Source organism: Mesorhizobium sp. ES1-4 (genome assembly GCF_020164745.1).
In the GTDB taxonomy this organism is placed as follows: Bacteria; Pseudomonadota; Alphaproteobacteria; order Rhizobiales; family Rhizobiaceae; genus Mesorhizobium.
The window spans coordinates 263330-278351 of record NZ_JAIUGV010000002.1 but is presented as its reverse complement, the minus strand read 5'-3'; the positions used below and the strand labels follow the sequence as shown (position 1 = coordinate 278351).

Here is a 15022-nt window from a genome sequence, read left to right as displayed (position 1 = left end):
TGCTCATCGCGACTTCTCCCTGAGTTCCGAATAAAGATAGGGCACGATGATGGCGACGATGGTCATCAGCATGATCACCGCACTGGCGGAGCCGACCGCCATTTCGTTACGCTTGAAGGTGTACTCATACATGAAGTTGGACGGCAGCCAGGCCGAGCCGCCGGGACCGCCGCTGGTCAGCGCCACCACAAGATCGTAGGATTTGATGGCGAGGTGGGCGAGCACGATGAAAGCCGACAGGAAGATCGGCCGCAGCAGCGGAATGACGATGCGGCGATAGAGCTGGAAGGTGGTGGCGCCATCGATCTGCGCCGCCTTCATGATCTCGCCGTCGATGCCGCGCAGGCCGGCGAGGAACATCGCCATGATGAAACCGGAGGCCTGCCAGACACCGGCGATCACCACGGTGTAGATGACGAAATCCTTGTTCTTGATCCAGTCGAAATGGAAGCTCGTCCAGCCCCATTGATGCAAAGTCTGCTCGAGGCCGAGGCCAGGATCGAGGAACCATTTCCAGGCGACGCCGGTGACGATGAAGGACAGCGCCATCGGATAGAGGTAGATCGGCCGCAACACGCCTTCGCCGCGGATCTTCTGGTCGAGCAGGATGGCCAGGAACAGGCCTAGCGCCAGGCAGATGGCGATGTAGAGAAAGCCGAAAATGCCCATATTGGTGATCGACGTGTACCAGCTCGACGGCGGGTCGACGTCGAAGGTCCAGTTCCACAGCCGCTGATAGGCGCGTCCACCCGTTATGGCGTAGGACGGGAAGGTCTTGGAGTTGGTGAAGGACAGATAGATCGTCCACAGGATGAAGCCGTAGACGAAGACGATGGTGATGGCGAAGCTCGGCGCCAGCACGATCTTGGGCAGGGCATCCTGCAGGCGCGAGCGCACCGAGGCGCGCCGCCGGGTATGCTCCGGCGTCAGCTTTATCTGGCTTGTCGCAACAGTGCTCATGGGTTTCCTCCCGTCGGCGTTGAGCCGACCGGCCTGACGGGCCGGGACCCTTCCCCGCCGGAGCGGGGAAGGTGTTTTGATGCGTCGTGTGCTTACTTGGCGTCGTCGATGGCCTTGACCAACTCGGTCACAGCCTCGTCCGAGGTCTTGATCTGACCATGGACGAACTTCGAGACGACGTCCTTGTAGGCGTTGGCGACCGCAGGAGGCGCGCCGTAGCCCTGGGCCAGCGAGCCGAACAGCGTGCCGCCTTCATTGGCCTTCTTCAGGTCGGCGATGCCCTTCTTGCCGCAAGCGTCGAAGTCGGTATCCGGAACGTCGGTGCGGGCCGGAACCGAACCCTTGACGACGTTGAAGGCCGACTGGAAGCTCTTCGAGAGCGTGGCGGTGGCGAGCGCGACCTGGGCGGCCTTGCGGTCATCCGGGACGTTGAACATGCCGAACATGTCGGAGTTGTAGATCACCGAGCCGTCGGTACCCGGGAAGCGATAGCACAGGAAGTCCGTGCCCGGGGTCTTGTTGGCGGCATGGAATTCGCCCTTGGCCCAGTCGCCCATCACCTGCACCAGGGCATCGCCCTTGATGACCATGGCGGTGGCAAGGTTCCAGTCGCGGCCCGAGAAGTTCGGGTCGACATAGGTGACCAGCTTGGCGAGGTTGTCGAACGACTTCTTCATCGTATCGGACTTGAGCGAAGCGTCGTCGAGATCGTTGAAGGCCTTCTTGTAGAATTCAGGTCCGCCGGTCGACAGCACGACCGAGTCGAACATGGTTGCTTCCTGCCAGTTCTGGCCGCCCAGGGCGAGCGGGATGACACCCGCGGCCTTGGCCTTGTCGAGCAGCGCCACGAATTCGTCGAAGGTCTTCGGCTCGGTGCCGCCGATCTTGTCCATCACCGCCTTGTTGATCCACAACCAGTTGACCGAGTGGACGTTGACCGGAGCGGCAACCCACTTGCCGTCATAGACCGAGAATTTCTGCAGGGCCGCCGGAACCGATTTGTCCCAGCCTTCCTTCTTGGCCGTCTCGGTCAAGTCGCCCATCACCCCGGCGGCGGCATAGTCGAGCACGGTGTAGCCGAGCATCTGCGAGGCGGTCGGATAGTTGCCGGCCGCGACCATCGCCTTCAGCGCGGTCATGGCGGCATCGCCGCCGCCGCCGGCCACCGGCACGTCCTTCCAGGCATAGCCTTCCTTGGCCAGATCCTGCTTGAGCACGTTGAGAGCGGCCGCTTCGCCGCCCGACGTCCACCAATGCAGCATCTGCACTTCCTTGACGTCCGCGGCGTGGGCCGAGAACGCAAAGCTTGTCGCGAGAGCCGTTCCGATAAGCAGTTTGCGCAACATGTACTTCCTCCCTTGTTGCATTACACGACCGGTGAAGCCCACCGGGTTCTTCCCAACTCAGCCGACCCACCAACCGGTGCGCTGGCCGCGATGAAACTGGATTGTCTTTTCCTCGGTATAGTCCTCGACGGCGCGCTTGCCGAGTTCGCGGCCCAGGCCCGACTGCTTGTAGCCGCCGAACGGCAGTTCTGGATAACCCTCCATGAACGTGTTCACCCAGACCGTCCCCGAACGCACGCCCCGCGCCACCGACATGCAGGTGTCGATGCTGGCGCTCCACACACCCGCCGACAGACCATAGGGCGTGTTGTTGGCGATGTGCAACGCCTTTTCAATCGTTTCAAAAGTCAGCACCGAGAGCACCGGCCCGAATACTTCCTCGCGGGCCACGGCCATGTTTTCGGTGACGTTGCGTAAGATCGTCGGATCGAGATACTGACCGGCATTGGAAGGGAGTTGCCCGCCGCCGCTGTAGATGCTGCCGCCGTCGCGCGCGGCGGCCGCAACGTAGTCGGTCACCTTGGCCAGATGGTCGGAAGAGATCATAGCGCCGACCTTGGTCCGGTCGTCGAGCGGATCGCCTACCGTTACCCTGGCGGTCAACGCCTGCACGGCGGCCAGGAAGTCATCGGCGATCGCCTCGTGCACGATTAGCCGGCTGCCGGCATTGCAGCATTCGCCGGCATTGAAGAAGCCGCCGAACACCGCTGCATCGGCGGCCGCCTCGAGATCGGCATCGGGGAAGACGATCTGGCCGTTCTTGCCGCCGAGTTCCATCGACACCTTCTTCAGCGACTGCGCGGCCGAAGCCATGGTCATCTTGCCGACGCGGGTCGAACCGGTAAACGACACCATCTCGACCAGGGGATGGCTCACCATCGGCGCGCCGACATCGGCGCCGAGCCCGGCGATGATGTTGACGACGCCCGCGGGCAGACCGACCTCCATCAGGATGTCGCCGAGCACGAAGGTCGAGGCCGATGTCATTTCGCTGGGCTTGACCACGGCCGTGCAGCCGGCGGCCAGCGCGAAGGGCAGTTTCTGGCTGACGATCAGAAACGGGAAATTCCACGGCGTGATGATGGATACGACGCCGATCGGCTCGCGCAGCACGACGCCAAGCATGGCGTCGCCGAGATTGGCGTAGCTTTCGCCGTGCAGCGTGCGGGCAAGCGAAGCGGCATAGCGCCAGATGTCGACCGCACCGCCGATCTCGCCGCGGGCTTGGGCGATCGGCTTGCCGGATTCCAGCGCATCGAGCCGGGCAATGTCCTCCAGCCGGGTCTCGATCAGGTCGGCCGCCTTGAGCAGGACCGCGGCGCGTTCGGCTGCTTTCATGCGCGGCCAGGGACCGGTCTCGAAAGCCCTGTGCGCGGCCTGCATCGCGGCTTCCACTTCGGCAGCACCTGCCTGAGCATAGCATGAAACGGTGAAGCCGTGGCCGGGACTGCTGCGTTCAAGTGTGCGGCCGTCGCGGGCATCGACATGCTTGCCGTCGACCAGCAGCTTGTATGCCTTTGGCGCCGTGGAAGCCTCGGCGGGCATGGAAATCTTCAGGGGTGCATTCATGTGATTTCCACTCTGTCCTAGGAACGCGAAAACACGGGCTTCTGCCTGGTCTTGAAGGAGCCGACGCCGGCCTTGAGGTCGCCGGTGAGCGCGATGAAGCCGCTGGCCAGTGCTTCGACTGCGGCGGCACTTTCCTCGCCTTCGGCAACGGCGATCATCAGCTTGGCCGCTTCGGTCGCCAGCGGCCCGCGCCCGGCGATTTTTTCTGCCCAGACCTTGGCTTCATCCGACGCCTTGCCGGTTTCGACGACGCGGTCGACGATACCCAGCGCAAGCGCTTCCGCCGCCAGAAAAATCTCGCCGCCAAGCGCCATGCGACGCACCGTCTGGGCGCCGAAGCGACGCACCGCCCGCTGGGTACCGGACCAGCCGGGGACCACGCCGATGGAGGTTTCGGGAAAACCGAGCTTGATTTGCGCTTCGGCGACGCGGAAATCACAAGCGACAGCCAGTTCCAGCCCGCCGCCGAGCGCATGGCCGGACAGAACCCCGATGGTGGGCTGCCGCAGCCGTGCCAGCCGGTCGAAGACACGGTGGCCGTAGCGAACCCATTGCACCTGGAAATCGGCGGCGCTCATGCCGCCCCAGGCCTCGACATCGCCGCCGGCGCAAAACCCCTTGCCATCGCCGCATACGAGGACGACGCGCACGCCTTCGGCGCTTTCCGCCTCATCGAGCGCCGCCTCCAGTGCGCGCAGCATCGGAATATCGAGCGCGTTGAACTTTTCGGGCCGGCGCAAGGTGATGGTGCCTATGCCGCCATCCTGCTCGAAGGTGACGAGGCGCTCAGCCATGTGCGCCTCCGAGCGAGGCGCCGCCATTGAGCGACAGGCCGATCGGCCGATCCTGGTAGAGGGCGGCCGGCGTCACCTTGAGGTCGTTGGCTACGTTGAGCGGTATCTCGGCCTGTGCCAGCACGTCCCGCTCGAGATCGATCCCGGGCGCCAGTTCCGTCACCATCAGCCCGTTGGGCGTCAGCTTCATCACGCAGCGCTCGGTGACATAGGTGATGTCCTGTCCCTGCGCGACGGCGCGCTTGCCGGAGAAGGAGATGTGCTCGACCTCCTCGACGACTTTCTTGACCTTGCCTTCCTGATCGATGCGAATGCCGCCATTGGCAAGCGACAGCTTGGCTCCGGCATTGAAGAAGCCGGAGAAGACGATTTTCTTCGCCCGCGCGGTGATGTCGACGAAGCCGCCGGCGCCGGCGGTGACATGCGGCCGCGCCGAAAGCTTAGAGACGTTGACCGAGCCGTGGCGGTCGATCTGCAGGAAGGAAAGCAGCGAAGCGTCGAAGCCGCCGGCCTGGAAATAGATGAACTGATGCGGCGAGGGCATGATCGCCTCGGCGTTGGAGGCGCAGCCGAATTTGAAGTCGAGCAGCGGCACGCCACCGACCGCGCCCTGTTCGATCACCCAGGTGACCTTGCCGTGCTGGCCCTCTTCGAGAAGGATGCGCGGCACGTTGGCCGATATGCCGAAGCCGATGTTGACGGCCATGCCGTCGCGGAGTTCCATGGCGACGCGGCGCGCAATCACCTTCTGAACGTTCATCTCAGGCGTGCGGAAACTCGACAGCGGCCGGAAGATCTCCCCCGAAATCGCAGGATCGTAGGGGGTCAGCGTGGTCTGCAACTGGTCCGGCGCGACGACGATATGGTCGACCAGCACGCCGGGCACGCGGACATCATGCGGCTTCAGGGTGCCGTTCTCGACGACGCGCTTGACCTGCGCGATGACGATGCCGCCATTGTTGCGGGCGGCGAGCGCCTGTTCCAGCCCGCCGAGATAGGCGCCCTCATGTTCATAGGTGAGGTTGCCGCGCTCGTCCGCCGTGGTGGCGCGGATGATCGAAACCTGGGGCACGATGGCACGGAAATAGAGCCATTCCTCGCCATCGAACTGCTGCACCGACACGATCGGCTCGCCGGCGGCGGCGTTCATGGCGCAGCCCTGGTGGCGCGGGTCGGCGAACGTGTCGAGGCCGACCTTGGTCAGCACGCCCGGCCGCTTGGCCGCGGCTTCGCGGTGCATGTCGAACAGGATGCCGGACGGCACGTTATAGGCGGCAACGGAGTTGTCGCCGATCATCTTCCATATCTGCGGCGGCTCGGAAGAGGAGGGCCCTGATGGATAGGAGCCACAAAGCGTGCGCTTCAACAGGCCGGGCTTGGCCAGGTGGTCGATGCCCTTGATGCCGTACATATCGCCGGCGGCGATCGGATGCAGCGTGGTGATATTCTTGGGATGCCCTTCCGTATCGAAACGTTCGCCGATGGCGGCCAGCACCGCGTCCGGGCAGCCGAGGCCGCTCGACGACGAGACGGACACGATCATGCCGTCCTCGATCAGGATGGCAGCCTGGGCTGCGGAAACGACCTTGCTCAATTCATGCTCCCGAGTTTCGGGTCGATCTTGACGGCTCTGCCGGAGGCCGCCGACTGCAAGGCCGCCTCGGCCGCGGTGAGCGACCAGATGCCGTCTTCTCCGGTGGCGGAAGGCTGGCCCTCGCCATGGATAGCGGCATGGAACCGGCCCACCGACCTGACGTAGAGATCCTCACGGTCGAAGCTCAACTCTTCCTCGCCGCTTGCGGTGCGTAGAAGGACCGAGCCGACCGGCTTTTGCGTCATGACATTGCGGGCGATCAGCGACCCCTCCGAGCCGTGCACCTCGAAGCCGGTGTCGGCAAATCTGGTGGTGAACCCTTCATGCGATTGCGCGATAAGACCCGAGTTGAAGCGCCAGATGCACATGGCGCCGTCTTCCAAGCCTCCGCCGGCCATGCCGGCCGACTGGGTGAAGGCCGAAACCTCGAACGGATCGTCGCCAAGCACGAAGCGCAGCGTGTCGGCATCATGCACGGTGATGTCGAGTACCACGCCGCCGCCGGCTTCGGGTTTGGTGATGCGCCAGCCCTGCAGGGCCTCAGGCAGGTAGACGGAATGGAAGACCCGCGCGGCGATCGGCTTGCCGATGCGGCCCGCTGCGATCGCCTCGCGCATGGCGCGGTGCGCGCCGGCGTTGCGCAGATGATGGTTGGTGCCAAGCACGATACCCGCGGCCTTGGCCGCGACGACCATCCTGCGCGCGTCGGCACTGGTCAGTGCCAGCGGCTTTTCGCACAGCACATGTTTGCCCGCCTGGGCGGCGGCGAGCGCCTGTTCGAGATGCAGTTCGTTGGTGGTGGAGATGTAGACGGCGTCGATGTCGGAGCCGAGCAAGGCATCGAGATCTGATACGGCGGCTGGAATGCCATTTTCCCTTGCATAGGCCCTGGCGCGTTCCGGATTGGAACTCATCACCGCTGATATCGCGCCGTCGGCTTGCGCGCGAATGGCGTCGATCATGAATTGCCGGGCGATCGTGCTGGCGCCGATCAGCCCCCATTTGACGCTCATGCCGCGCCTCCCGTTTTCGCGGAGCGGGCTTTGGCGCGGCGGTCCGGGCCGCAGCTTTCCCTGACCACGAGATTGACCGCGCCGATATGGTCCTCGGCGCGCGTGGTGCGCGACTGGATCATCTTGATCATGACGTGGGCAGCACGTTCGCCGAGACCGGCGGAGTCCACCGCGACGCTGGTCAGCGCCGGCATGTAATGTTCGGCCTCGACCACGTCGTCGAATCCGACGACAGCGAAATCCGGGCCTGGTTCAAGTCCGCGCTTGCGCAGCGCCAGCATGACGCCAAAGGCAACGGCGTCGTTGAAACAGAGCGCCGCGGTTGGCGGCTCGGCCATTGCGAGCGATGTTTCCAGGCAGGCCATGCCGCCCTTGCGGTTGGTCTCGCCCTCGATGATGAGCGCATCGCGGGGTTCAATGCCGAGCGTCTCGCAGGCTTCGCGAAAGCCACCCAGCCGTTCATGATAAACCACAAGGTCGGACGAGCCACCGAAGAAGGCCAGGCGGCGATGCCCTTTGCCGACGAGATGAGCGGTGGCGAGATAGGCGCCACGATGATTGTCGGGCGTGATCACCGGGATGCGGCTTTCCGGCAAACGGCGCATGGCGAAGACGACAGGCACGCCCGCCATCTCCAGTCGCCGGAAGGCACCCGGCGTGGTGCCGCGCGCCGGCGAGACGATGAGCCCGGCGACGCCTTGCTCCATCAGTGATTTCAACACTTCTTCCTGGCGCACCGGGTTCTCCGCCGTATTGGCTATGAACGGCACGATACCCGCCGACTGGAAGACGCGCTCCATGCCGACCGCCAGTTCCGCGAAGAACGGGTTGGTGAGATCGTTGATGACCATGCCGATGACGTTGGAATGGGCCTTGCGCAGATTGGCGGCGCCTCGGTTGTAGACATAGCCGACATCCTCGATCGCCTTGCGAACCTTGACCGCGGTCTCGGGGCGGATCAGGCCGCTGCCCTGGAGCACGAGCGACACCGTCGATTTCGACACGCCCGCCTCGCGGGCGATGTCGAAGATCGTAGCCTTGGCCCGGCTGGCCATCCCGATGTCTCCTCCCTCTTCTGGTCGAATTTTATTGGAACGTTCTAATCACTGCTGCGATGCGGAGTCAATCGGGATTTTTCCCGGGCTGGAAAATCACCAACCCGAATAGTGCAACCCGTTCTGGGCATCGAGTGAGGCTTCAGCGTACTGTATCCCAGCGAAAAGGCTCGTGAATCCTAAAGGTTCTTGATTTATTGGAACGTTCCATTTAATAGGCGTCGGAAAGGGAGAGACCGATGGAAATTGCCTTGCCTGGCGAAGGTGGCCGAAGGACCCGTTACGCGCTTGTCGGACAGCCGGTCCAGCCGGTGATCGGCGCGCGGTTCCCGCGCATCGCCTATGCCGCCGCGCATGTCGTTGCCGATCCCCTGGGAATGACCGATCCCTGGTCGCGGCCCGTTGTCGATTGGGACGGGACGATGGCGTTCCGTCATCATCTGTGGCGGCTCGGCTTCCGCATCGCCGAGGCAATGGATACCTCGCAGCGCGGCATGGGGTTCGATTGGGCGAGCGCCAGGGAATTGATCCGCCGTTCAATCGCGGAGGCGCGGACCGTCGCTGGCGCCGATCTCGCCTCGGGCGCCGGAACCGACCATCTGGCGCCGACGTCGGCGAGGACACTGGACGATGTGATCTCCGCCTATGAGGAGCAATTCGCTTTCATCGAAGGGCAGGGCGGCAAGGCGATCATGATGGCCAGCCGCGCCCTGGCAGCGGTGGCGAAGGGGCCGGACGACTACGCCCTGGTTTACGACCGCATATTGGGCCAGGCCTCCGGCAAGGTCATCCTGCACTGGCTGGGCGACATGTTCGACCCGGCCTTGAAGGGCTATTGGGGCGGCGACGATTTCGAGACCGCGCTCGACACGGTGGTCGCCATCATCGAACGCCATGCCGGCAAGGTCGAAGGCATCAAGATATCGTTGCTCGATGCCGGCAAGGAGGTCGCGCTGCGGGATCGGCTGCCCGATGGCGTGTTGATGTTCACCGGCGACGACTTCAACTATCCCGAACTGATCGCCGGCGACGGCAAAAGGCACTCGCATGCGCTGCTTGGCATTTTCGATGCAATCGCGCCGGCCGCCAATGTCGCCCTGGCGAAGCTGGCCGAGGGCGACCGCGCCGGCTATGACGCACTGATGGCGCCGACGGTGCCGCTGTCGCGAAAAATCTTCGAGGCGCCGACCGAGTACTACAAGGCCGGCATCGTCTTCATGGCCTGGCTGAACGGTCATCAGGACCATTTCGCGATGGTCGGAGGCATGCAGTCGGCGCGCGGCATCCGCCACTATGCCGATATTTTCCGCCTTGCCGACCAGGCAGGATTGCTGGCCGATCCGGACCTTGCCGCCGCCAGGATGAAGAACCTGTGCGCTATCGCGGGCGTCTGAACCGAACGAGCCTTTGCCAAGAATCCTCCCCGGGGGGATTTGCGTTACTGCCCTGAGGCTGTATTGCGGGAGCACCGATCAGCGGACCCGTCGTGCAATGGCAGACAAAGTGGCCCTCATCACCGGGGTAACCGGCCAGGACGGGGCCTATCTGGCCCGATTGCTGTTGCAGAAGGGCTATGTCGTCCATGGCGTCAAGCGCCGCTCGTCTTCGTTCAACACCGCGCGCATAGACGATATCTATGTCGACCCGCATGAAGGCGACGCCCGTTTCTTCCTGCACCATGGCGATCTTACGGACGCTACCAACCTGATCCGGCTGGTGCAGGAGACGCAGCCCAGCGAGATCTACAATCTCGGTGCCCAGAGCCACGTCCAGGTGAGTTTCGAGACACCGGAATACACAGCCAATGCCGACGCGCTGGGAACGCTCAGGCTGCTCGAGGCGATCCGTATCCTGCGCCTGGAAGAAAAGGTGCGCTTCTACCAGGCTTCGACCTCGGAGCTCTACGGCAAGACCCGCGAGGTGCCACAATGCGAGACGACGCCCTTTCGTCCCCGGTCACCCTATGCGGCCGCCAAGCTTTATGCCTACTGGACGACGGTCAACTATCGCGAGGCCTACGGCATCTTCGCGGCCAACGGCATCCTGTTCAATCATGAGAGTCCGCTTCGCGGCGAGACTTTCGTGACCCGCAAGGTCACACGGGCCGTTGCCTCGATCCACCATGGCCGCCAGGAAACGCTCTATCTCGGCAACATCGATGCCATGCGGGACTGGGGCCATGCGCGCGACTATGTCGAGGGCATGTGGCGCATCCTGCAGCACGACGTGGCCGACGATTTCGTGCTGGCGACCGGCGAAGCGCACTCGGTGCGCGAATTTACCGAGCTGGCCTTTGCCGAGACCGGACGGTCCATTCGCTGGCAGGGGCACGGTGCGGACGAGGTCGGGATCGATGCCGGGTCGGGTGCGGTGCTGGTGCGCATCGATCCACGCTATTTCAGGCCGACGGAGGTCGACCTGCTTGTCGGCGACGCATCCAAGGCCAGGACCAGGATTGGCTGGTCGCACGTGACCGGTTTCAGGGAACTGGTGGCGGAGATGGTACACGCCGATCTGGCGTGCGCCGGGGCCAGTGCCGCGTCAGGCGGCCATTCCTGACAAGGGCAGCGCGATGAACGGAACCTTCGACCTCAGGGGCAAAAAGGTATTCGTGGCCGGGCATCGCGGCATGGTCGGCTCGGCCGTCGTGCGCAGGCTGGCAAGTGAGGATTGCGAGGTATTGACCGCCGCGCGCACTGAACTGGATCTCGGGGATCAGGCCGGTGTGCGGCGCTGGATGATGGATCGCCGACCGGATGCCGTGGTGATGGCGGCGGCCAAGGTCGGCGGCATCCTGGCCAATGACAGGTTTTCGGCCGATTTCCTGCATGAGAACCTGGTGCTGCAGACCAATGTCATCGATAGCGCCTTTCGTAGCGAGGTGCGCAAACTGTTGTTTCTCGGCTCGTCCTGCATCTACCCGAAATTCGCGTCGCAGCCGATCCAGGAGGATGCGCTGCTGACTGGGCCGTTGGAGCCCACCAATGAATGGTATGCGATCGCCAAGATCGCCGGGCTGAAGCTTTGCCAAGCCTACCGGCGTCAATACGGGGTCGACTACATTTCGGCGATGCCGACCAATCTCTACGGTCCAGGTGACAATTTCCACCTTGAAGCCGGTCACGTCATACCCGCGTTGATGCGCAAGGCACATGAAGCAAGGCAAGCGGGCCGCAAGACGCTGCAGGTGTGGGGATCGGGGACACCGATGCGCGAGTTCCTTTATGTCGACGATGCCGCCGATGCCCTGGTCTTCCTCTTGAAGGCCTACAGCGGTGAGGGTCACGTCAATGTCGGCTCGGGTCAGGATATCACCATCGCCGAATTGGCCAGGATGGTCGCTTCGATCGTCGGCGGAGACATGGAGATTGCGTTCGACACGACCAAGCCGGACGGCACGCCGCGCAAGCTGCTGGACGTGTCGCGGCTGTTCGCGACGGGTTGGCGCCCCCGGTACGCGCTGCGCGGCGGGCTGGAGCAGACATATGCATGGTTCATCCGGAATATCGAAGCCGGCCAAATCCGGCTGACAGCACCCGAAAGTTGATGGGGCTTGAGTGATTTCTCCAGGAAGACATTGGCGGCGACCAGGGCAGACGGCCTTGGAGGGCGCCTGCTTGCCATGGTCAACGCAAAATGTCTCGCCGACAAACTGGGATGTCGCTTCGGCTTCACCTGGAACCGCCGATCCATCGACGACATGCAATTCCACATCGTCGATTCTGTCGACAAGGTTTTTGCCCCGGCTTTTGTCGAACGACACTGGCTGGGCGAGAAGATCGACGCAGTCCGGTTCGGTGTTCTCGGCGGGACACCATTCACGCGGGACAGTCTGGCGGCCGATGCTGATCGCAACGGCTTCCAAGGATGGATCTGCGATGATTTCCGTATCCTGAGATCGTTCCGGCAGGGTTGGTTCAAAGGGTTGCTGCCAGCCTACCGGCCCACCCGATCGCGGCATCGGACGTTTGGTACGCTTGGTTTTTCCGAGTCGGTAAAAGCAACCATAGCTGCCGCCCACGGGTTCCGATTTCCACGGCCGATGGTCGCTCTGCATCTGCGCAGCGGCGACATCATCCATGGTAACTACCGCTCGCAGATGGCGTTTGGCGACAAGGTCGTTCCCGCGCCGCTAGCCAGGGCGATCGTATCGAAGCTGGCGTCAAAGGGCTTGGCGACGCTGGTGATCGGCCAGGACCGGGCAACGCTCGACTATCTGAAATCGGAGACCGGAGCCTTCCTCTCCGATGATTTCGGGGCGGAACAGTTCGAGGACGAGACACTCAAGGCGTTTTTCGAAATGGCATTGATGGCTCGGTGTCGGCAAATCCATGCGGGAAGCAGCGTGTTCGCGACAATTGCGTCGGTGATGGGAGGGATCCGGGTCCTACGCCCAAAGGCCGTGTTCGGCGCTCGCGGCACCGCCGCGGCCATCCTGGATGAATTGAAGGCTCGGCAATCGGACTACCATCCGCTGGAGGCAGCCTACGGTTATCAGTCAGCCATCATGCTGATGGAAAACAGCATTGGCCCAGCGCAGGCGAGGGGAATTCTCGAAAAGGCGGCCGCGCTCGATCCACAAAATCCCGCCTACGCGCTGAAGCTGGCAGCCGGCTATTTTCGGGAAAGGAATTTTGGCGACGGCGAAGCAATTCTGAAAGCGTTCATGCTCGGGGAAATCGATGCCGGCACCGAAAATTCCATGCCTATCCTCGACGTCCTGACCGCTCCCTCATGGCGCGGCCGGATGATGGCAGGTGATTTCGAACTCTACTTTGTCGCGGCCAATGCCGGCTATCCCTACGCAGCGGCATGCTCGGCCCAAATCCTTCACTCGGCTCTGGGCAGAACCGAGGCCGCCCTGTCAATGGTGGCGCTATCCCTCACGGCGGAACCCGCCAACCGGCTTTTTCGGGAAATCGAATTGACGGTCCGGACAGCCGCGACGGCAAATGACGGTTCTCCCTTGCGCAGCTAGCCGCCGGTTGGCTATCGAACTGCAATCGACTGGAAAGATAAATGCATCGTTTTTCCGCCACCTCGAAAAAGGCGGCCTTCGGCTCGGGGGCGCTCGAAGACAACTCGATGTTGATTGCGGTCAACCGGAGCGACGGGCTGGGCGGTCGCTTGCTGGCGATGGCCAACGCAAAATCCCTTGCCGACAGGCTCGGCTACCGCTTCGGCTTCACCTGGAGCAGCAGGGATGTTACCGACGAAGGATCCCATACCGTCGATGTGGTCACGAAGATCTTTTCGGCCGACTTCATCGAGAAGCATTGGTTGGGCGACAAGATCGACGCTGCCGGCATGGGCGTGCTTGGCCGTTCCGCCTTCGCGCCGTCCGACCTTGCAGCGACAGCAAGGGAGGGAAAGCTGCGTGGCTGGATCTGCGACGACTTCGACGTACTCGATTTTTTCCGCGACGAAGGTGTCCAACCGGTTCGACGATCCGAGACACTGCGGGCCTTCGGGTTCGCGCCGGCCGTGCGGCAGGCGCTGGACGCGGCCGGCAAATGCCGCTTTCCCGGCCCGATGGCCGCCTTGCATCTTCGCAGCGGCGACATCGTCCGTGGCCAATATCGCAGAAGGCTGATTTTCGCCGACAAGGTCATCCCTTCGACGCTGGCGAAGGCGATCATCACGGAACTCGCCTCGAAAGGCATGACAACGCTTCTTGTCGGCCAGGATCGCGCGACGCTCGACTATCTCGGCGCCGAAACCGGAGCCTTGCGGACTGACGATTTCGGGGCTGGCGACTTCCGGGGCGAGGAAGCCCTCAGTGCGTTTTTCGAAATGGGGCTGATGGCAAGGTGCCAGCAGATCCATGCCGGCACCAGCATCTACGCGATGGTGGCGTCCGTCATGGGCGATGTCCCGTGCATGGGCAGTAGCGCGCTGTTCGGCAAGCAGCGCGCGGCGGAAATCATCATGGAGGAGTTGCAGGCGCATCGGGCGGCCTATCATCCGCTCGAAGCAGCCTTCGGCTACCAGTGGGCTTTCCTGTCGCTCGAAGACGAGATCGGTCCGGCGCAAGCAAAAGAGCTGCTGCGAGGCGCGCAGGCGCTGGACCCGGAAAACGACGCGTATGATCTGAAGATGGCGGCCACCTGTTTCCGCGAGGGCGATTATCCGACCGGCGATGCGATCCTGAAATCGCTGATGGTGAGCCAATCGCGGCGCCGCTCGAAGATCCCGCTGCCGATGATGCACCTCCTGACGGAGCGGATCGGCGCCTACCTGACGATGGTTCGGGATTTCGAGGTCTTCTTCGCGGCGGCCAGGGCAGGCTATCCCTACGCCATGGCCTGCTCGGCCTTTATCCTCCTGGAAGTGCTGGAAGACAAAACGTCGGCGGTGGAGATGGCAAAAAGGCTGGTCAGTGTCGAGCCTGGAAATCCTATCTTCAGGAGAATCAGGCTGCGGGTGCGCTTGGGCAAGAAGCCGAAAACCGGTCGTCTGGCGAGGGCGAGGTGGCGGCTTCGCCGGCTGAGACTATACTGGCTATAGGCTGGGGTCGAGGGGGCCGTGCGATTGCCTGAGGTCCGACATATCTCCGGGCCGCCATCCAGCAATCCGGGGGCGGCTCCCGCGGCAGCGGCCAACCGCATAGAGTGCGCCCCATTTCGGGCCTTCGATGCGGCGCAGGACTGCGCATGAAATGTTCCCTGGCGTGTTCCACGAAGCAACGACA

The 15022-nt window shown here is 63.2% G+C and carries 12 protein-coding genes; 5 read left to right on the top strand and 7 right to left on the bottom strand.

The genetic code is table 11. From position 1 onward, the window contains the following. Positions 1-3: 3 nt before the first annotated feature. The 7 genes from LB556_RS04940 to LB556_RS04910 all read right to left on the bottom strand — a co-directional run bounded on the left by LB556_RS04940 (position 4) and on the right by LB556_RS04910 (position 8331). Positions 4-960 (bottom strand): carbohydrate ABC transporter permease, encoded by a 957-nt coding sequence (locus tag LB556_RS04940; RefSeq protein WP_224564685.1) that lies wholly within the window; start codon positions 958-960, stop codon positions 4-6. 92 nt (positions 961-1052) lie between these two features. Continuing rightward, positions 1053-2306, bottom strand: a complete 1254-nt coding sequence (locus LB556_RS04935) for an ABC transporter substrate-binding protein (RefSeq protein WP_224564683.1) — start codon at positions 2304-2306, stop codon at positions 1053-1055. A 57-nt stretch (positions 2307-2363) separates the two neighbouring features. Next, positions 2364-3875 carry an aldehyde dehydrogenase family protein gene (locus tag LB556_RS04930; RefSeq protein ID WP_224564681.1) on the bottom strand — a complete coding sequence of 504 codons (1512 nt, stop codon included), beginning with the start codon at positions 3873-3875 and terminating at the stop codon, positions 2364-2366. Between the two features lie 17 nt (positions 3876-3892). Beyond that, complete coding sequence (locus LB556_RS04925) at positions 3893-4669, bottom strand: enoyl-CoA hydratase/isomerase family protein (protein ID WP_224564678.1); 777 nt, start codon at positions 4667-4669, stop codon at positions 3893-3895. Beyond that, positions 4662-6263 (bottom strand): acyl CoA:acetate/3-ketoacid CoA transferase, encoded by a 1602-nt coding sequence (locus LB556_RS04920; RefSeq protein WP_224564675.1) that lies wholly within the window; start codon positions 6261-6263, stop codon positions 4662-4664. The genes LB556_RS04925 and LB556_RS04920 overlap by 8 nt, the downstream gene beginning before the upstream one ends. Beyond that, a complete protein-coding gene (locus tag LB556_RS04915; RefSeq protein WP_224564672.1) occupies positions 6260-7276 on the bottom strand; it encodes a Gfo/Idh/MocA family protein in 1017 nt (338 codons plus the stop codon). The genes LB556_RS04920 and LB556_RS04915 overlap by 4 nt, the downstream gene beginning before the upstream one ends. Beyond that, a complete protein-coding gene (locus LB556_RS04910; RefSeq protein ID WP_224564670.1) occupies positions 7273-8331 on the bottom strand; it encodes a LacI family DNA-binding transcriptional regulator in 1059 nt (352 codons plus the stop codon). Before LB556_RS04910 ends, LB556_RS04915 begins: the two co-directional genes overlap by 4 nt. Before the next feature lie 239 nt (positions 8332-8570). Between LB556_RS04910 and LB556_RS04905 the strand changes: the two genes are divergently transcribed. The 5 genes from LB556_RS04905 (at position 8571) to LB556_RS04885 (ending at position 14838) form a co-directional block, all read left to right on the top strand. After that, positions 8571-9725 (top strand): dihydrodipicolinate synthase family protein, encoded by a 1155-nt coding sequence (locus LB556_RS04905; protein WP_224564667.1) that lies wholly within the window; start codon positions 8571-8573, stop codon positions 9723-9725. Positions 9726-9822: 97 nt separating this feature from the next. Further along, on the top strand, positions 9823-10890 hold the full coding sequence (gmd, locus tag LB556_RS04900) for a GDP-mannose 4,6-dehydratase (protein WP_224564664.1): 1068 nt from the start codon (positions 9823-9825) through the stop codon (positions 10888-10890). 13 nt (positions 10891-10903) lie between these two features. Then, positions 10904-11878 carry a GDP-L-fucose synthase gene (gene fcl, locus LB556_RS04895; RefSeq protein WP_224564661.1) on the top strand — a complete coding sequence of 325 codons (975 nt, stop codon included), beginning with the start codon at positions 10904-10906 and terminating at the stop codon, positions 11876-11878. Between the two features lie 6 nt (positions 11879-11884). Then, positions 11885-13309, top strand: coding sequence for a hypothetical protein (locus tag LB556_RS04890; RefSeq protein WP_224564658.1), 1425 nt, complete (start codon positions 11885-11887; stop codon positions 13307-13309). A 41-nt stretch (positions 13310-13350) separates the two neighbouring features. Then, a complete protein-coding gene (locus tag LB556_RS04885; protein ID WP_224564655.1) occupies positions 13351-14838 on the top strand; it encodes a hypothetical protein in 1488 nt (495 codons plus the stop codon). Positions 14839-15022: the final 184 nt, after the last annotated feature.

Excerpts from the sequence above, each read along its gene's own strand:
- LB556_RS04940 (WP_224564685.1), bottom strand. The coding sequence starts at position 960 with ATGAGCACTGTTGCGACAAGCCAGATAAAGCTGACGCCGGAGCATACC.
- LB556_RS04935 (WP_224564683.1), bottom strand. The coding sequence starts at position 2,306 with ATGTTGCGCAAACTGCTTATCGGAACGGCTCTCGCGACAAGCTTTGCG.
- LB556_RS04930 (WP_224564681.1), bottom strand. The coding sequence starts at position 3,875 with ATGAATGCACCCCTGAAGATTTCCATGCCCGCCGAGGCTTCCACGGCG.
- LB556_RS04925 (WP_224564678.1), bottom strand. The coding sequence starts at position 4,669 with ATGGCTGAGCGCCTCGTCACCTTCGAGCAGGATGGCGGCATAGGCACC.
- LB556_RS04915 (WP_224564672.1), bottom strand. The coding sequence starts at position 7,276 with ATGAGCGTCAAATGGGGGCTGATCGGCGCCAGCACGATCGCCCGGCAA.
- LB556_RS04910 (WP_224564670.1), bottom strand. The coding sequence starts at position 8,331 with ATGGCCAGCCGGGCCAAGGCTACGATCTTCGACATCGCCCGCGAGGCG.
- LB556_RS04905 (WP_224564667.1), top strand. The coding sequence starts at position 8,571 with ATGGAAATTGCCTTGCCTGGCGAAGGTGGCCGAAGGACCCGTTACGCG.
- gmd (WP_224564664.1), top strand. The coding sequence starts at position 9,823 with ATGGCAGACAAAGTGGCCCTCATCACCGGGGTAACCGGCCAGGACGGG.
- fcl (WP_224564661.1), top strand. The coding sequence starts at position 10,904 with ATGAACGGAACCTTCGACCTCAGGGGCAAAAAGGTATTCGTGGCCGGG.
- LB556_RS04885 (WP_224564655.1), top strand. The coding sequence starts at position 13,351 with ATGCATCGTTTTTCCGCCACCTCGAAAAAGGCGGCCTTCGGCTCGGGG.